Genomic DNA, 17,035 nt, shown 5'->3' with positions numbered 1-17,035 from the left:
GGCCCTTTGGTTTGCGGCCTGTCGGTGAGGGGTAGCGGTGCGCTGCTGTCGCGGGCTTGGCGAGGCCCTTCTCATCGCGCGATTCGTCGCGCGATCGGGAATGTCGCCTCAGCGCTGCTCGGGCCGGGGCAGTCTCGGCGTCGGCCGCTCGCCCAGCTCGATGGTCACCTCGCGGCGCTCGCCGCCGCGCACCAGTGTCAGCGGCAGGCGGGTGCCGGGCTCCACCGCGGCGATGTCGCTCATGGTCTGGCGGGGATCGAGCACCGGTTCGCCGTCCACCTCCAGCAGCACGTCGCCGGGCTGCAGGCCGGCGCGGTCGCCGGGCCCGCCCGGCACCACGCCGGCAATCACCACGCCGATGGGGTTCTGGAGGCCGAAGGAGGCGGCAAGCTCCTGGTTGAGCTCCTGGGCCTCGACGCCCATCCATCCGCGGATGACCCGCCCCTTGACGACCAGCTCCTCGAGGATGCTGCGGGCCAGGTTGGCGGGAATCGCGAAGCCGATGCCCTGGGAGCCGCCGGAGCGCGAGAAGATCGCGGTGTTGATACCGATCAGCGCGCCCTCGGCGTTGACCAGGGCGCCGCCGGAGTTGCCGGGATTGATGGCGGCATCGGTCTGGATGAAGTCCTCGTAGGCGTTGAGTCCCAGGTGACTGCGGCCGGTGGCGCTGATGATGCCCATGGTGACGGTCTGGCCGACCCCGAAGGGATTGCCGATGGCCAGCGAGACGTCGCCGATGGCGATCTGGGTGGTGTCGGTCAGCTCGATCACCGGCAGCGAGGCGAGCTCGATGCGCAGCACGGCGAGATCGCTCTCCGGGTCGGTGCCGATCACCTCGGCGAGGGTCTCGCGCCCGTCGCGCAGCGCGACCTGGATCTGGTCGGCGCCGCGGATCACGTGATGGTTGGTCAGCACGTAGCCGTCCTCGCTGACGATCACCCCGGAGCCGAGGCTCGACAGCATGCGCTGTCGGCGGGGCGTCTCGTCGCCGAAGAACTGTCGGAAGAAGGGATCTGACATCAGCGGGTGCTCCTCCCGCTCGACCACCCGCGAGGAGTAGATATTGACCACGGCCGGTGCGGCGCGGGCCACCGCCTGGGCGTAGCTCACCGGTCCCTGCTGTCGCGTCAGCGGCTCTGCCTGGCGCACCTCCGGGGCATCGCGGGATTCGGCCGGCTCCTCGGGGGCGCTCGGCGCGAGCTCATAGGGTGCCGGAGTCGAGGGCGCCTGGCGCCCGATCAGCTGTGGGAAGGCGTTGAGCAGCACGATGGCCCCCAGCACGCCGATGAGCACGGGCCAGAGGTAGGGGAGCAGGGTGCGTCGCATGCGGCGGGGGTCCTTGTCGACGATGCTGGGTCGCGGGGCATCCGCCCGCTGGTTACACTGTGCGGATTGTAACATTGCCAACTCGACCGCGCCTGGAGGCTGAATGACGAATCGAGACGACCTGGTCGCCGCCTGTGATCGCCTGCTCGAGCCCGAGCGTTTCAAGGATTACACCCTGAACGGCCTGCAGGTGGCCGGCCGTGACCGGGTGGCTCGGGTGATGAGTGGCGTGACGGCCTGTCAGGCGCTGCTCGACGAGGCCGTGGCCTGGCAAGCGGATCTGCTGCTGGTCCATCACGGCTACTTCTGGAAGAACGAGCCGGTCGCCATCACCGGCATGAAGCGCCGGCGCCTCGCGACACTGCTGGCTCACGACATCAACCTGCTGGCCTACCACCTGCCGCTGGACGCCCACCGCGAGCTCGGCAACAACGCCGAGCTCGGCCGGCGGCTGGGGTTCACCGTCACCGGCTGCGCCGACGGCGCGCTCGGTGAGGGGCTGGTGTGGCTCGGCGAGCCGTCGCCCGGCCTCGATGCCCGGGGGCTGGCCCGCAAGGTGGGCGATTGCCTGGGGCGCGAGCCGCTGCTGATCGAGGCGCCGGATGGCGGCGAGATTCGTCGGGTCGCCTGGTGCACTGGCGGCGCCCAGGACATGATCGCCACCGCCTGGGAGGCCGGCGCCGACGCCTTCATCTCCGGGGAGATCTCCGAGCGCACCACGCACCTGGCCCGCGAGCTGGGCATTCACTACCTGGCGGCGGGCCACCATGCCACCGAGCGCTACGGGGTGCAGGCGCTGGGCGAGCGGCTGGCGGCCGAGTGCGGGATCGAGCACCGCTTCGTCGATATCGATAATCCGGCCTGATCCATACGACAACGCCCCGGCCATGGGCCGGGGCGTGCGACGGGACAGGGATGGTGCAGCGGCTCAGTAGCGTGGCGGCTGCGGCGTGGCGCCTTCCTCGCTCTGCTTGAGGCCGAAGTCCTCAGAGAGGGTGCCGCGGTTGCCGTCGGCGTAGTCGCGGGGCACGGCCGGCGCGTCGGCCTCCTCGGCGGGGGCGGGGGTGGCGGCATCCATGGCCTGGCGGCGCAGGGACGGGGCCCCCAGGGTGGTGCTGGCCGTCTCGGCCTCCTGCTCGAGGCTCTGGCTCTCCCGGCGCAGGCTCTCGGCCAGCTGGCCGATGCGCTCCAGGCTGTCGCCCAAGCCATCCTTGAGTTCGGCCAGGGCTCGTTCGCGCTCGGCGAGGCGCTGGCGCAAGCGCTGGGTATTGCCGTCGCTGGCGTTGAGCAGGTGGTAGCCCAGTGCTCCGATCCCGATGCCGGCCAGCAGGCAGGCGGCGGCCAGCACCCAGCTGATGTTGGTCTCATCCACGATGTACGTCTCCCTGGAACAATGGCCCTGTGGCGTGCCGGCCGCCGGTGCCGTCGTGAGGCCGCTTGTGGCCGGGATTCCATTATAGAGGCGAGCCCGTGTGCCGGGTCAATGCGCGAGGGCGCACATGCCAATGACCGACGGGATGCGTATAATGCCGACGCCAAAGCCCGAGGACAGGCCATCAGGAATCCCCATGAGCGAGACGCACCCCCCCGCGGCCTCCCGCGAGTCGCGCCGGCCCGAGACGCCGATGAGCCGCTACCAAGCCGATCTCGAACGTCGTGACTTCAAGCACGATGCCGCCCAGGAGCAGGCGGTGGCGCACCTGCAGCGTCTCTATGATGACCTGGTGAACACGCCGCCCTCGCGGGTGGCACCGCCGCGGCGCGGCGGCGGGCTCGCCTCGCGGGTGGCGGGGCTGTTCGGGCGGGGCAGGAGCGACGCGCCCGCCGAGCCGGCGCTGCCGGCCGTCAACGGGCTCTACTTCTGGGGCGGCGTGGGGCGTGGCAAGACCTACCTGATGGACACCTTCTTCGAGACGCTGCCCTTTCCCGAGAAGATGCGCACCCATTTCCATCGCTTCATGCAGCGGGTGCACAACGAGCTCGAGCACTACAAGGGCGAGAAGAATCCGCTCGCGCTGATCGCCGCCAAGTTCGCCGCCGAGGTCCGGGTGATCTGCTTCGACGAGTTCTTCGTCAAGGACATCACCGATGCGATGATCCTGGCCAACCTGCTCGAATCGCTCTTCGAACACGGCGTGGTGCTGGTGGCGACCTCCAACATCGTCCCCGGGGAGCTCTACAAGGATGGCCTGCAGCGGGCGCGCTTCCTGCCGGCCATCGACCTGCTCGAGCGTCACTGCGAGGTGGTCAACGTCGACTCGGGCGTCGACTACCGGCTGCGCGTGCTGGAGCGCGCCGAGATCTTCCACGCCCCGCTCGATGCCGAGGCCGAGACGGAGCTCGCCCGCAGCTTTCGCGAGATCGCCGGCCACGAGGGCGAGGAGGGTGCGCCGCTGGAGATCAACCACCGCGTGCTGCACACCCGCCGGCTGCACGACGACGTGGTGTGGTTCGAGTTCACCGAGCTCTGCGACGGGCCGCGCAGCCAGAACGACTACATCGAACTGGCGCGGGAATTCCACAGCGTGCTGGTCTCCAACGTCACCCGCATGAGCGGGGCGACCGACGACCGCACGCGGCGCTTCATCAACATGGTCGACGAGTTCTATGACCGGGGCGTCAAGCTGCTGATGTCCGCCGAGGTGCCGGCCGAGGAGCTCTATCGCGACGGGCGCCTGGAGTTCGAGTTCCAGCGCACGCTCTCGCGCCTGCAGGAGATGCAGTCCCACGATTATCTGGCGCTGCCGCACAAGCCCTGATGCCTCTTCCCCTGTGGGGCGCGGGTCGTGTAGAATGCGCGCTCGCTCGACCGTTGCAGCGTCCCCTCGGGGCGAGGCAACCAAGAAGAATAGGGACGGTTCGATGCCGGCCATCCGGCAACAGAACCCAATACATCCTAATGGTGATTCACCCATGAAGACGTTCACTGCCAAGCCGCAGTCCGTCCAGCGCGACTGGTTCGTCGTCGACGCTGCGGACAAGACACTCGGTCGCCTGGCCACCGAGATCGCTCGCCGCCTGCGTGGCAAGCACAAGCCGGAGTTCACCCCGCATGTCGATACCGGCGATTACATCGTCGTGATCAATGCCGAGAAGGTGAAGGTCACCGGCAACAAGGTCAACGCCAAGACCTACTACCGCCACACCGGTTATCCGGGCGGCCTGCGCTCCATGAATTTCGAGAAGATGATCGCCCACGCACCGGAGCGTGTCATCGAGTCCGCCGTCAAGGGCATGCTGCCGAAGGGTCCCCTGGGTCGTGCCATGTACTCGAAGCTCAAGGTCTACGCCGGCACCGAGCATCCGCACGCTGCCCAGCAGCCGCAAGAACTGAACATCTGAGGGAGTCTTCGCCATGACACAGCAGTATTACGGTACCGGGCGCCGCAAGACCTCTACCGCGCGCGTCTTCCTGAAGCCGGGCACCGGCAAGATCACCGTCAACAGCCGCGATCTGGACCAGTACTTCGGTCGCGTCACCGGCCGCATGGTGGTCCGTCAGCCCCTCGAGCTGACCGAGACCCTCGGCCAGTTTGACGTCTACGTCACCGTCAAGGGCGGCGGCGGCAGCGCCCAGGCCGGCGCTATCCGTCACGGCATCACCCGTGCCCTGATGGATTACAACGAGGACTTCCGCGGTCAGCTGCGCGAAGCCGGGTACGTCACCCGTGACGCCCGTAAGGTCGAGCGTAAGAAGATCGGCCTGCGCAAGGCGCGTCGTCGCCCGCAGTTCTCCAAGCGCTGATACGCACGTATTGCCGCTCGAAAACGCCCAGGTCCTGCGACCTGGGCGTTTTTTGTTTCGGATCAAGAATTTGTCGTCGGATTGCGCCGCGTACGGGGAACCTTTCCTTGTGCGGGGCGACGCGATTTTTTAACATAGTGCGCATTTGATATCCGTGGTCGCGGGGGATTCACTGCTCGTGATGGAACAGCGGGTAAGTCGATGGGAGAAATCTGAAAATGGCAGATAACGGCGTAAACAAGGGTCGGCGCCGTTTCCTCGTAGGTGCCACCACCGTCGTGGGTGCGGTGGGTGCCGTCGGGGTTGCGGTCCCCTTTGTAGCTTCCTGGCAGCCGAGCGCCAGGGCGAGAGCGGCGGGCGCGCCCGTTCAGGCGGATGTGTCGAAGCTCGAACCCGGGCAGCGCATGACCGTCGAATGGCGCGGCAAGCCGGTGTGGATCCTCAACCGCTCGCCGGAGATGATCGAGCGCACCGAAGCGATCGAGGCCTCGGAACTGGCGGATCCGGATTCCAGCGTGCCGCAGCAGCCGGACTACGTGGAGGGGCCGCTGCGCTCCATCAAGCCTGAGATCGGTGTGCTGATCGGTATCTGCACCCACCTGGGCTGTTCGCCGCTGTTCCGGCCGGAGCCTGGCAGCGTGGATGTCGGGGACTGGCCCGGCGGCTTCTTCTGCCCCTGCCACGGCTCACGCTTCGACCTGGCCGGGCGCGTCTTCGCCAACGTGCCGGCGCCGACCAACCTCGAAGTGCCACCTTACCGCTTCGACAGCGATGTGCTGATCACTGTCGGCGAAGATGAGGAGTCTGCCTGATGGGTAATCCGAACAAGGCCAAGGCGGAAAGCGGCGTGATGCGCTGGGTCGACGACCGTTTCCCCGCCACCCAGATGTGGCAGGAGCACCTGTCCAAGTACTACGCGCCGAAGAACTTCAACTTCTGGTATTTCTTCGGCTCGCTGGCCCTGCTGGTGCTGGTCAACCAGATCCTCACCGGGGTCTGGCTGACCATGAGCTACAACCCCTCCGCCGAGGGCGCCTTCGCCTCCGTCGAGTACATCATGCGCGATGTGGAGTGGGGCTGGCTGATCCGCTACATGCACTCCACGGGGGCTTCGGCCTTCTTCGTCGTGGTCTATCTGCACATGTTCCGCGGCCTGCTCTACGGCTCCTACAAGGCGCCCCGCGAGCTGGTGTGGATCTTCGGCATGACCATCTACCTGGCGCTGATGGCCGAGGCCTTCATGGGCTACCTGTTGCCCTGGGGCCAGATGTCCTACTGGGGTGCCCAGGTCATCATCTCGCTGTTCTCCGCCATCCCGGCCATCGGCCCGGACCTGGCGCAGTGGGTGCGTGGTGACTTCCTGATCTCCGGCATCACCCTGAACCGCTTCTTCGCCCTGCACGTGGTGGCGCTGCCCATCGTGATCCTGGCGCTGGTGGTGCTGCACATCATCGCCCTGCACGAGGTCGGCTCCAACAACCCCGACGGCATCGACATCAAGAAGAAGAAGGACGAGACCGGCAAGCCGCTGGACGGCATTCCCTTCCACCCGTACTACACGGTGAAGGATATCGTCGGCGTGGCCGTGTTCCTGTTCGTCTTCGCGGTGGTGATCTTCTACTTCCCGGAAGGCGGCGGCTACTTCATCGAGAAGCCGAACTTCGAGCCGGCCAACCCGCTGAAGACGCCGGATCACATCGCGCCGGTGTGGTACTTCACGCCCTTCTACGCGATGCTGCGGGCGATCACCTTCAGCCTGTTCGGTCTCGACGCCAAGTTCCTCGGGGTCATCGTGATGGGGGCGGCGATCGCCATCCTGTTCGTGCTGCCCTGGCTCGACAAGAGCCCGGTGAACTCCATGCGCTACAAGGGGTGGATCTCCAAGGTGATGCTGCTGCTGTTCGCCATCAGCTTCGTGATCCTCGGCGTGCTCGGCGTGCTGCCGACCACCGAGACGCGGACCCTGGTCGCCCAGCTGTGCACCGCGCTCTACTTCGCCTTCTTCCTGCTGATGCCGATCTACACCCGGCTGGAGAAGACCAAACCCGTTCCGGAAAGGGTGACTGGCTAATGAAAAAGCAACTGTTCGCACTGCTCTTCGCGCTGGTGCCGATGGTCGGGTTCGCCGCCGGGGGCGGGGGCGTCCACCTGGAGGAGATGAATCCGGACCTCGAGGACAAGGCGTCGCTGCAGAATGGCATGAAGCTCTTCGTGAACTACTGCATGGGCTGCCACTCCATGGAGCATCAGCGCTTCTCCCGCGCGGCCCAGGATCTGGACATGCCCCAGGGGCTGGTCGAGGATAACCTGATCTTCTCGGACGCCCTGAAGTTCAATGACCAGATGCACATCGCCATGGACAGCGGCGACGCCGAGAGCTGGTTCGGCGCGCCGCCGCCGGACCTGACCCTCGAGGCGCGCCTGCGCGGCACGGACTGGATCTATACCTACCTGCTGAGCTTCTACAAGGATCCGGAGCGCCCCACCGGCGTCAACAACGCGGTCTTCCCGCTGGTGGCCATGCCCAACGTGCTGGAGCCGCTGCAGGGGGTGCAGGAGAAGGTCTGTGCCGCCACGGACAAGCCGGTCGACGGGGCCGAGCTCGATCCGCTGACCGGCAAGTACCAGTCCTGCGAGACGCTGCAGGTGACCAAGCCCGGTCAGATGGAGCCCGAGGAGTTCGAGGAGGCGATCTACGACCTCACCAACTTCCTGGCCTATGCCGGCGAGCCGTCCAAGCTGCAGGCCCAGTCGCTGGGGCCCAAGGTGCTGATCTTCATCTTCATCTTCGGTGTCATCGGCTACCTGCTCAAGCGTGAGTACTGGCGCGACATTCACTGATCCGCCAGCGACAGTGCACCGCGGGGCGCATGGCCAGTGGCCATGCGCCCCGATGCTTTTTGCCCGATACCGGGCCCCACGATCGCCCTCAAGGTGGGGGCGGTCGTGTTATCATCCCGGCACGAACTGATGCGAGGATTGTTTCATGGGTGTAGTGGCCAAGCGGTCGTCGATGATTTTCTACTCCGGAGGGGATGACCATTTCAGTCATCGTGTCCGCATCGTGCTCGCCGAGAAGGGCGTGGCCGTGGACATCGTCGAGGTGAGCGACGAGCAGCGTCCGGAGGAGCTTGCCGACCTCAATCCCTACAACAGCGTGCCCACGCTGCTCGATCGCGATCTGGTGCTCTACGAATCCAAGGTGATGATGGAGTACCTGGACGAGCGCTTCCCGCATCCGCCGCTTTTGCCGGTCTATCCCGTGGCCCGTGCCAAGAGCCGGCTGTGGATGCATCGCATCGAGCGCGAGTGGTGCCCGCTGGTCGAACAGATCCAGAGCGGCGCCAAGAAGGACGTGGAGAAGGCCCGCAAGGAGCTGCGCGAGAGCCTGGTCGGCATCTCGCCGATCTTCGAGGACATGCCCTACTTCATGAGCGACGAGTTCACGCTGGTGGACTGCTGCCTGGCGCCGATCCTCTGGCGCCTGCCGGCGCTCGGCATCGAGCTGCCCGAGAAGCAGGTCAAGCCGCTGCTGGGCTACATGGAGCGGCTGTTCGATCGCGACGGCTTCAAGGCCGCCCTCAGCGAGAACGAGCGCGAGATGCGCGCCTGATCTACCCTGTCTCCCCCGGCGCGTCCGGGGGCCACTCCCCAGGAGGGCCAAATATGCAGTCGAGCCGTCCCTATATGGCCAGGGCCCTGTACCAGTGGCTGCTGGACAACGAGCTGACGCCCTATATCGTCGTCGATGCCGAGCAGGAGGGCGTCGAGGTGCCGCGACAGTTCGTCCAGAACGGCCAGATCGTGCTGAACCTGGCGCCGAGCGCCATCCGCGACTTCGCCATGGAGAACGCGGCGGTCAGCTTCTCGGCCCGCTTCGGCGGACAGCCCATGCAGGTGATGGTGCCCATGGAGGCGCTCATCGCCATCTACGCCCGCGAGAACGGCGTGGGCATGGTGTTCGGTCATGAGCCGGTGATGCCGGTCGAGACCGATGAGGCGGAGGATGCCTCACCCCTCAGCGAAGTGGAGGCGTCGGTCGAGACCGGCGAAGAGGAGGGCGGCGACCCGGCCGAGCAGGAGGACGGGTCCCGGCCGCGCAAGGGGCGTCCCTCCCTGCGCGTCGTCAAGTAGGCCGTTCGTCCATGCGCGGCGGTTGATCCGTCAGCGCAGGCAGGGCTTGCAGAGGACGCCAGAAGTCAGATGCAACGCAAGACGGCAGGCCATGGGCCTGCCGTCTTGCGTTTCATGCCGAGTCATTCGGGGCGTTCAGTCGAGGTAGTCGAAGACCTTGACGATGCGCTGCATGCCGCCCAGGTCGGCGACGGAGCGCACGATGCGTTCGGCCTCGTTGCGGGTGACGATGCCCATCAGGTAGACGCTGTCGTTCTCGGTGATCACCTGAAGGCGCCCCGAGTCGATCTCCTGGTTGGCGACCAGGTGGGAGTTGATGCGGGTGCGCAGCCAGGTATCGGCGAGGCGCTGGCTGGCCGGCAGGTTGGCGGCGATGGAGAGTTCGTTGTGCACCTCGCGGACGTTGCGCACCGCGCCGGCGACCCGTTCGGCCTCGCTCTTGAGCTCTTCGCTGGGCACCTGGCCGGTGAGCAGCACCACGCCGTTGAAGCTGTCGACGTTGATGCGGGCATCACTCAGCCGGGCATCGGTGCGGCCGAGGTTGTGCGCGATCTTGGTCTCGATGCTCTGGTCCTCGACCTGCGTGCCGAAGGTGCGCTCCCCGTAGTTCTCGTCGATGGTGCCGGGATTGGTGACGCCGGTCATGGTGGTGCAGCCGGTGAGGCCGAGGGCCAGGCTGAGCAGCAGGGGGGTGAGCAGGGAGATCTTGGTCATGGGGTTACTCGCTTGTGCCGAAGAGTTGCTCGTCGATCAGGTCGCAGAGGCAGTGGATGGCCAGCAGGTGGACCTCCTGGATACGCGCCGTGGAGGTCGCCGGGACGCGGATCTCGCAGTCGTCCTGGCCCAGCAGCGAGGCCATGTCGCCACCGTCGCGACCGGTCAGGGCGATCACCGTCATGTCGCGGTCATGGGCGGCCTGGATGGCCTGGATGACGTTGGCGGAGTTGCCGCTGGTGGAGATCGCCAGCAGGATGTCGCCGGGCTGGCCCAGGGCGCGAATCTGCTTGGAGAAGACCTCGTTGTAGCTGTAGTCGTTGGCGATGGAGGTCAGCGTCGAGGTGTCGGTGGTCAGGGCCAGGGCCGGCAGGCTGGGGCGCTCGCGCTCGAAGCGGTTGAGCAGCTCCGAGGAGAAGTGCTGGCTGTCGCCGGCGCTGCCGCCATTGCCGCAGGCCAGGATCTTGCCCTCGTTGACCAGGCACTGGACCATCATCTGGCTGGCGACCTCGATGAAGGGGGGGAGCACTTCGCTGGCGTAGGTCTTGGTGTCGATGCTGGCGTTGAAGTGGCCGAGTATGCGCTGCTGGAAATCCATGCGGGTTCCGGGTCCTTTGGCAAAGTGGCTTGACCGGTCAGGGCGCTTCGAAGGCGTTCGCGACCCAGTCGATCTCGAGGTCGGGCGGCGTGCCGGTCACGGCTAGCACGTCGAAGCGGCAGGCACATGATAGCCGGTTGTGCTGGAGATAAAAACGCGCCGCCCGGATGAGGCGGCGCTGCTTGGTAGGGGTGATGGTCTCGAGCGGATGCCCGTGCCGGCTGTCGGCGCGGTGGCGCACCTCGACGAAGACGAGGACCTCGCCGTCGCGCATCACCAGGTCGATCTCGCCGCCCTTGGCATGCTGGTTGCTCGCCTCGAGGGTCAGTCCGCGCGCGACGAGCCAGCGGGCGGCGAGGCGCTCGATGGCGCCGCCGCGAGCGCGGGCGTCACGGGGCCCGGTCATCGCCGAACACGTTGTTGGGTGCGAGCACGGGCTGGGGCACGCCGTCGACGAAGCGGGCCCAGGGCAGGCGGCGCTGGATGCGGCCGTCCGCTTCCGCGCTCAGCGTGCCGGTGGCGCCGAACAGCTCGGTCCCGCCGATCGCCTGCAGCTGCGGCATGCGCAGGGCGAGTTCATAGGCGTCCACGCCCATGGCCATCAGCCGGAACATCGTCGAGTTGGACTCATTGCGCAGCTCGCGATAGCTGGCGAGGAAGGGCAGGGCCTCCACCCCGCCTACCGCCGCGTCGGGAATCTGCCAGGGGATGTCGACAAACATCACGTCGTTCAGGTCGGCGTCCAGGCGCGGCTGCAGGCGCCCCTCGAAGAGGTGTGAGGTGGCGTAGATCGGCAGGTCGCCGCTGTAGGCGTAGTCCAGGTTGGGCGGCACCTGGCGGGCGTAGTCGGGCAGGGCCAGCAGGAACAGCATGTCCGGCTTGGGGTTCGTGGCCGCCCGCTTGGCGCTCTCGGTGGCCGGTGCGCCGGGGTTGTAGCGCACCGCGCTGGCGATCTCTCCGCCCAGGTCCTGCCAGCCGTCCGCGAAGGCCTCGCCCACGCGGCGTCCCCAGCCGTTGTCCGGGACCAGCAGGGAGGCCAGGCGATGGCCGTCGCTATAGGCGCGCTGCGCGGCCTGGCGGGCCTCGTCCTCGGCCGAGAGGCCGTACTGGAACAGTCCCTTGGCCCGGTTGCGCTCGCCGCGACCATAGTTGAGCGCGAGGGTCGGCATCGGTACCCGGTCGCGCTGTTCGAGTCGGCTGACGATATCCTTGTCCAGCGGACCGATCACCACCTGGGCGCCGAGGGCGGCGGCTTCCTGATAGAGGGCCTCCATGTTGCCGCTGCTGCTGTCGATGAAGCTCAGCTGGGCGCCGCTGTCGACGCCCGCCAGGTGATGGGTGCGGATGCCCTGGCGCGTCGCCTCGGCGATGCTCGAGAGCGGGCCGGACTCCGGAAGTAGCACGGCGATATGATCGACGCGCTGGCCGCGCAGCTCGCCCAGGGCGGTGATCTCGGCGGGTAGCCGCCGGGCCGCCGGATGGCCGCGATAGCGCTCGCGCCAGTCGTCGAGGCGCGCGAACAGGCGCTGGATGTCGCTGCCGGTGGAGCGCACCAGCTCGGCCAGGGCGGCCCAGCCCTCGGTCAGGTCGTCGCCGTCGTCGCGCAGCGCACTCAGCTCGCGACGGTCCAGTCGAGAGAGCTGGGCCCAGATCGGAGCGTTGAGCGCCTCGCGCTCGGTCTCGGCCTGCACGCGGATCAGTTCCCGTGCGGCGGCGAGGGGCTCGTCGACCTCGGCCAGCGCCAGGCCGAGGCGCTCGCGCAGGGTCAGCGAGGCCTCGCGGGGCAGCTCGATCTCGTCGAGCAGCTGACCGGCCTGGATGACCGCCCAGGGATCGCCTTCGGCTTCGCCCAGTTCGGAGAGCAGCAGGGCCCAGCGCACGCGGGCCTGGCGCTCCAGGCGGCTGTCGTCGACCTGCTTGGCGACCTCCAGCGCCTGGGTGCGATCGCCCCGGCGTGCTAGGATGTCGGCCGCTTCCAGGCGGGACAGGGCCGCCTGCTCCGGCGCCTGCTGTTCGGCCTGCTCGAGCAGCCGCTCTGGGTCGACATCGGGCTGTCGCTCGATGATGCCCGGCTGGAAACCGCAGCCCGCGAGGAGCAGCGCCGTGAGCGCAACGGCCAGCGGGCCGCGTAACGAGATCTTCATGATTCCTTCCCTTGTTTCCATGACCCAGAACATCCCCAGCATCCAGGAGTCGAGATGTCCGATACGCCTGCCGGTTCATTGTACGTGGTCGCCACACCGATTGGGAATCTGGACGACCTGAGCCCGAGGGCCGCCCGGGTGCTCGGCGAGGTGGCCCTGATCGCCGCCGAGGATACCCGCCACAGCGGCCGACTGCTGCGCCATCTCGGCCTGTCGCGCCCGATGCTCTCGCTGCACGAGCACAACGAGGCCGCGCGGGTCGATACCCTGGACGCCCGGTTGGCGGCCGGCGAGGACGTCGCCCTGGTCTCGGACGCCGGCACGCCGCTGATCAGCGACCCGGGCTTCGTGCTGGTGCGCGAGCTCCGGGCCCGGGGGCGCCGTATCGTCCCGCTCCCCGGCCCCTGTGCCCTGGTCGCGGCCCTCTCTGCCGCGGGCCTGCCCACCGACCGCTTCCTCTTCCAGGGCTTCCTGCCGGCCAGGGGCGGCCCGCGGCGCGCCCGGCTGGAGACGCTCGCCGCCCGCGAGGAGACCCTGGTGTTCTATGAGTCGCCTCATCGGGTCCGCGACACCCTGGCCGATCTGGAGAGCGTGCTCGGCGAGCGTCGGGTGGTCCTGGCCCGGGAACTGACCAAGACCTTCGAGACCTTCCTCGAGGGCAGCGCCCGGGCGCTGCTCGCCCGCATGGAGGCAGACCCGGACCAGGCTCGCGGCGAGTTCGTGGTGATGGTGGCCGGGGCCGCCCGCCGTGACGATGCCGAGCAGTCGGCGGTGGAGGCCGATGCGCTGCTCGCGGCGCTGCTCGCCGAGGGGGTGGGGGTCAAGCAGGTCGCCGCGGTGGCCTCACGAGTGCTGGGCGGCGTGAAGAAGGAGTGGTACGCCAGGGCCCAGGCGCTCAAGGACGGTGATTGAGGCGGCGCCCGGGCGCTGGTATCCTTGCCGCGGGAGTTGGCCAGACAGTCGCCGCCATCGCCGATCTACGGGTCGGCGGTGGGGGAGGAAAGTCCGGGCTCCACAGGGCAGAGTGCCAGGTAACGCCTGGGCGGCGCGAGCCGACGGAAAGTGCAGCAGAGAGTAGACCGCCTACGTCTCCCTCGGGAGGCCGGTAAGGGTGAAAGGGTGCGGTAAGAGCGCACCGCGCGCCTGGCAACAGTGCGTGGCACGGTAAACCCCACTCGGAGCAAGACCAAATAGGAACCCCATGGCGTGGCCCGCGCTGGGTTCGGGTAGGTTGCTGGAGGGCCGTGGTGACGCGGCTCCTAGAGGAATGACTGTCCACGACAGAACCCGGCTTACCGGCCGACTCCCACTCCGAACATTGCCGTCGCGAACGGCCCTTCATGTCCCTGCCATCGAGAAGCGCATGCCGCCATCCGCCCCTGAACAGCCCGTCTGCGGCTTTCGTCATGCCAGCGTGCTGCTCGATGGCGCCGTGGAGGCGCTGATCCATGATGCCGACGGGGTCTACCTCGACGGCACCTTCGGTCGCGGCGGCCACTCCCGCGCCATCCTCGAACGGCTCGGTCCCGCGGGCCAGCTGCTGGCCATCGATCGCGACCCGCAGGCGATCGCCGAAGCCGGCACCATCACCGATCCTCGCTTCGCCATCGAGCGCGGCGAGTTCGCCCGCCTCGACGAGATCGCGGAGCGCCGCGGGCTGCACGGCCGGCTCGACGGGGTGTTGCTGGACGTCGGCGTGTCATCGCCCCAGCTCGACGACCCCGAGCGCGGCTTCAGCTTCCTGCGTGACGGCCCGCTGGACATGCGCATGGATCCCGAGCACGGCGAGAGTGCCGCCGACTTCCTGGCCCGCGCCGGCGAGGGCGAGATCGTGCGGGTCTTCAAGAGCTATGGCGAGGAGCGTTTCGCCCGCCGCCTGGCCCGCGCCATCGTGGCGCGGCGCGCCGAGCGCCCCTTCGAGCGCACCGCGGATCTCGCCGAGGTGGTCAAGGCCGCCCATCCCGCCTGGGAGAAGGGCAAGCACCCCGCGACGCGCGTCTTCCAGGCGCTGCGCATCCAGGTCAACGGCGAGCTGGAGCAGCTCGATGCCGCCCTCGACGCGGCCCTCGAGGCCCTCGCCCCGGGTGGGCACCTGGTGGTCATCAGCTTCCACTCGCTGGAGGATCGCCGGGTCAAGCGCTTCATCCGCGACCACGTTCGCGGCGACACCGACCTGCCGCGGGGCATCCCGGTCCGCGACGATCAGCTGAAGCGGCGCCTCGAGTCGCTGGGCAAGGCGCGCCGGCCCTCCGCCGAGGAGGTGGAGGAGAATCCCCGGGCGCGCAGTGCGGTGATGCGTGTAGCGCGCAAGCGATACTGAGGTTCGCCATGGCACAGGGACGCTCTGCGGTAACCTCTTCCTTCGGCTGGCCCCTGCGCCTCGGCGCGTCGCGAGCGCTGCTGCTGGTCATGCTGCTGCTGGCGACCTGCCTGGCCTCGGCCCTGGGGGTGATCACCACCAGCCACCTGACGCGCGATCAGTACGCCCGCCTGCAGGAGCTCGAGCGCGAGCAGCAGCAGCTGCAGACGGAGTGGGGCCAGCTGCTGCTCGAGGAGAGCGCCTGGTCCTCCCCGGCGCGCATCGAGCGCCTCGCCCAGCAGCGTCTGGAGATGCGCCTGCCCGATATCGACGAGGTCGAGGTCATCCAGCCATGAGCGCCGACGCGCGCAGCGGCGTGACGCCGCGTCGCCCCCCGCCCACGGCTCCCATGGGCAAGGCCCGTTACCGGGTGATGATGACCCTGGTGCTGCTGGGGCTGATGCTTCTGGCCGGGCGCATCGTCGACCTGCATGTCTTCGACCGCCCCTTCCTGCAGGGGCAGGGCGATGCCCGCACCCTGCGCACCGACACCATCCCCGCCCACCGCGGCATGATCACCGACCGCCACGGCGAGCCGCTGGCCATCTCCACGCCGGTGGTGACCCTCTGGGCCAATCCCCAGGACCTGCCGGACGATGATATCCAGCGCCTGATGCTGGCCAACGCCCTGGGGCAGGAACTCGACACCCTCAACGAGCGCATCGCGCGCTACGCCCAGCGCGAGTTCATGTACCTGCGGCGGCGCATGACCCCCGAGGCGGCCCAGCGGGTGCTCGCCCTACGGGTGCCCGGCGTGCACGCTCGCGAGGAGTACAAGCGCTACTATCCGGCCGGCGAGGTGACCGCCCAGATGCTGGGGGTGACCAACATCGACGACCTGGGCCAGGAGGGGCTGGAGCTCGCCTACCAGCCCTACCTCGCCGGGGTGCCCGGCAAGCGCCGGGTGCTCAAGGACCGTCGCGGCCGCCTGGTGCGTGACCTGGAGCTGCTGCAGGAGGCACAGCCCGGCGGCGACCTGACCCTGGCGCTGGATCAGCGCCTGCAGTACATGGCCTATCGTGAGCTCAAGGCCGCGGTCACCGAGCACGATGCCGACGGCGGCAGCGTGGTCATGCTCGACGCGCGTACCGGGGAAGTGCTGGCCATGGCCAACCAGCCCTCGTACAACCCCAATGACCGGGCCGGACTCGATCCCCAGGGGCTGCGCAACCGGGCCATCGTCGACACCTACGAGCCGGGGTCGGTCGTCAAGCCCCTGGCGATGGCGGCGATGATCGAGCATGGCGATGTGGCGCCGGACACGGTGGTCGACACCTCGCCGGGCTGGATGGTCATCGACGGGTTCACGATCAAGGATATCCGCAACTACCGAGAGCTGGACCTGGCCGGCATCCTCGAGAAGTCCTCCAACGTCGGCATGTCGAGGCTGGCGCTGCGGCTGGAGGAGCCGGTGATTCCGGCCACCTATCGCGCCCTGGGGCTGGGGCAGAGCCCGGGCACCGGCTTTCCCGGCGAGGCCGCCGGGAGCATCCCGGCCCCGGTGCGCTGGTCGAGCAGCCAGTGGGCGGCGCTCTCCTACGGCTACGGCCTGTCGACCTCGGCGCTGCAGCTGGCCAGCGCCTTCACGGCGATCGCCAACGACGGGCGTCGCCTGCCGCCCTCGCTGCTCAAGCTTGGCGAGCCGCCGGCTGGCGAGCCGGTGATCGACCCGCAGATAGCGCGTCGCGTTCTGGCCATGATGGACCAGGTCGTCGAACCCGGCACCGGGGCCCGCCGGGCCCTGGTGCCGGGCTACCAGGTCGCCGGTAAGACCGGTACCGTGCGCAAGACCGCCGCCGGCGGGTATCAGGAGAAGGCCTATCGCGGCCTGTTCGTGGGTATCGCCCCGGTCTCGGATCCGCGGATCGTCACCGTGGTGATGATCGACCACCCGCGGGGCGACAGCTACTACGGCGGGGCGGTGGCGGCTCCGGTCTTCTCGCGGGTCGCCGGCAACGCCCTGCGCCTGCTCGACGTACCCCCGGATGCCCGGGCACAGGATCCATGATGGCGAC

At 68.2% G+C, this 17,035-nt stretch carries 19 protein-coding genes and 1 other RNA gene; 14 read left to right on the top strand and 6 right to left on the bottom strand.

Annotated elements, in window-relative coordinates:
* Window positions 1–108: 108 nt before the first annotated feature.
* A complete protein-coding gene (locus tag ACGTNG_RS13355) occupies window positions 109–1,326 on the bottom strand; it encodes a S1C family serine protease (RefSeq protein ID WP_394797202.1) in 1,218 nt (405 codons plus the stop codon).
* 103 nt (window positions 1,327–1,429) lie between these two features.
* Between ACGTNG_RS13355 and ACGTNG_RS13350 the strand changes: the two genes are divergently transcribed.
* Entirely contained in the window at window positions 1,430–2,191 is a 762-nt protein-coding gene (locus ACGTNG_RS13350; RefSeq protein WP_394797020.1) for a Nif3-like dinuclear metal center hexameric protein, read from the top strand.
* Window positions 2,192–2,254: 63 nt separating this feature from the next.
* Here ACGTNG_RS13350 and ACGTNG_RS13345 read toward each other — a convergent pair whose 3' ends face one another.
* Window positions 2,255–2,698, bottom strand: a complete 444-nt coding sequence (locus tag ACGTNG_RS13345) for a Z-ring associated ZapG family protein (protein ID WP_394797019.1) — start codon at window positions 2,696–2,698, stop codon at window positions 2,255–2,257.
* Window positions 2,699–2,894: 196 nt separating this feature from the next.
* On the opposite strand from ACGTNG_RS13345, the gene zapE reads away from it, so the two are divergent.
* The 8 genes from zapE (at window position 2,895) to ACGTNG_RS13305 (ending at window position 9,205) form a co-directional block, all read left to right on the top strand.
* Window positions 2,895–4,085, top strand: a complete 1,191-nt coding sequence (gene zapE / locus ACGTNG_RS13340) for a cell division protein ZapE (protein WP_394797018.1) — start codon at window positions 2,895–2,897, stop codon at window positions 4,083–4,085.
* A gap of 154 nt (window positions 4,086–4,239) precedes the next feature.
* On the top strand, window positions 4,240–4,668 hold the full coding sequence (rplM, locus tag ACGTNG_RS13335; RefSeq protein WP_071941796.1) for a 50S ribosomal protein L13: 429 nt from the start codon (window positions 4,240–4,242) through the stop codon (window positions 4,666–4,668).
* Between the two features lie 13 nt (window positions 4,669–4,681).
* On the top strand, window positions 4,682–5,071 hold the full coding sequence (gene rpsI / locus ACGTNG_RS13330) for a 30S ribosomal protein S9 (protein ID WP_394797017.1): 390 nt from the start codon (window positions 4,682–4,684) through the stop codon (window positions 5,069–5,071).
* 218 nt (window positions 5,072–5,289) lie between these two features.
* Window positions 5,290–5,883, top strand: a complete 594-nt coding sequence (gene petA, locus ACGTNG_RS13325; protein WP_394797016.1) for a ubiquinol-cytochrome c reductase iron-sulfur subunit — start codon at window positions 5,290–5,292, stop codon at window positions 5,881–5,883.
* Window positions 5,883–7,142, top strand: coding sequence for a cytochrome b (locus ACGTNG_RS13320; protein WP_394797015.1), 1,260 nt, complete (start codon window positions 5,883–5,885; stop codon window positions 7,140–7,142). Before petA ends, ACGTNG_RS13320 begins: the two co-directional genes overlap by 1 nt.
* Entirely contained in the window at window positions 7,142–7,912 is a 771-nt protein-coding gene (locus tag ACGTNG_RS13315) for a cytochrome c1 (protein WP_394797014.1), read from the top strand. Before ACGTNG_RS13320 ends, ACGTNG_RS13315 begins: the two co-directional genes overlap by 1 nt.
* 145 nt (window positions 7,913–8,057) lie before the next feature.
* A complete protein-coding gene (sspA, locus tag ACGTNG_RS13310; protein ID WP_394797013.1) occupies window positions 8,058–8,684 on the top strand; it encodes a stringent starvation protein SspA in 627 nt (208 codons plus the stop codon).
* A gap of 53 nt (window positions 8,685–8,737) precedes the next feature.
* On the top strand, window positions 8,738–9,205 hold the full coding sequence (locus ACGTNG_RS13305; RefSeq protein ID WP_394797012.1) for a ClpXP protease specificity-enhancing factor: 468 nt from the start codon (window positions 8,738–8,740) through the stop codon (window positions 9,203–9,205).
* Between the two features lie 135 nt (window positions 9,206–9,340).
* Here the strand turns inward: ACGTNG_RS13305 and ACGTNG_RS13300 are convergent, their stop codons facing one another.
* Genes ACGTNG_RS13300 through ACGTNG_RS13285 form a run of 4 tightly spaced genes read right to left on the bottom strand, consistent with a single transcriptional unit; the run spans window position 9,341 to window position 12,661 of the window.
* Window positions 9,341–9,919 (bottom strand): BON domain-containing protein, encoded by a 579-nt coding sequence (locus ACGTNG_RS13300; protein ID WP_394797011.1) that lies wholly within the window; start codon window positions 9,917–9,919, stop codon window positions 9,341–9,343.
* A gap of 4 nt (window positions 9,920–9,923) precedes the next feature.
* Window positions 9,924–10,517, bottom strand: a complete 594-nt coding sequence (locus ACGTNG_RS13295) for a phosphoheptose isomerase (RefSeq protein WP_071941788.1) — start codon at window positions 10,515–10,517, stop codon at window positions 9,924–9,926.
* 37 nt (window positions 10,518–10,554) lie between these two features.
* A complete protein-coding gene (locus tag ACGTNG_RS13290) occupies window positions 10,555–10,923 on the bottom strand; it encodes a YraN family protein (protein WP_394797010.1) in 369 nt (122 codons plus the stop codon).
* Window positions 10,907–12,661 carry a penicillin-binding protein activator gene (locus ACGTNG_RS13285; protein WP_394797009.1) on the bottom strand — a complete coding sequence of 585 codons (1,755 nt, stop codon included), beginning with the start codon at window positions 12,659–12,661 and terminating at the stop codon, window positions 10,907–10,909. The genes ACGTNG_RS13290 and ACGTNG_RS13285 overlap by 17 nt, the downstream gene beginning before the upstream one ends.
* A 54-nt stretch (window positions 12,662–12,715) precedes the next feature.
* On the opposite strand from ACGTNG_RS13285, the gene rsmI reads away from it, so the two are divergent.
* From rsmI to ACGTNG_RS13260, 5 genes are all read left to right on the top strand, one after another.
* Window positions 12,716–13,573 carry a 16S rRNA (cytidine(1402)-2'-O)-methyltransferase gene (rsmI, locus tag ACGTNG_RS13280; protein WP_394797008.1) on the top strand — a complete coding sequence of 286 codons (858 nt, stop codon included), beginning with the start codon at window positions 12,716–12,718 and terminating at the stop codon, window positions 13,571–13,573.
* 32 nt (window positions 13,574–13,605) lie between these two features.
* Window positions 13,606–13,972: RNase P RNA component class A (gene rnpB, locus ACGTNG_RS13275), an RNA gene on the top strand.
* Window positions 13,973–14,024: 52 nt separating this feature from the next.
* Entirely contained in the window at window positions 14,025–14,981 is a 957-nt protein-coding gene (gene rsmH / locus ACGTNG_RS13270; protein ID WP_394797007.1) for a 16S rRNA (cytosine(1402)-N(4))-methyltransferase RsmH, read from the top strand.
* A gap of 8 nt (window positions 14,982–14,989) precedes the next feature.
* The gene (gene ftsL, locus ACGTNG_RS13265) at window positions 14,990–15,316 is read left to right on the top strand and encodes a cell division protein FtsL (RefSeq protein WP_394797006.1); all 327 of its coding nucleotides are present in this window, start codon (window positions 14,990–14,992) and stop codon (window positions 15,314–15,316) included.
* On the top strand, window positions 15,313–17,028 hold the full coding sequence (locus tag ACGTNG_RS13260) for a peptidoglycan D,D-transpeptidase FtsI family protein (RefSeq protein ID WP_394797005.1): 1,716 nt from the start codon (window positions 15,313–15,315) through the stop codon (window positions 17,026–17,028). The genes ftsL and ACGTNG_RS13260 overlap by 4 nt, the downstream gene beginning before the upstream one ends.
* The last annotated feature ends 7 nt before the right edge of the window (window positions 17,029–17,035 follow it).

Source organism: Halomonas sp. B23F22_3 (assembly GCF_043496965.1).
Taxonomy (GTDB): Bacteria; Pseudomonadota; Gammaproteobacteria; order Pseudomonadales; family Halomonadaceae; genus Halomonas.
This window is presented reverse-complemented; position numbering and strand designations above follow the sequence as displayed.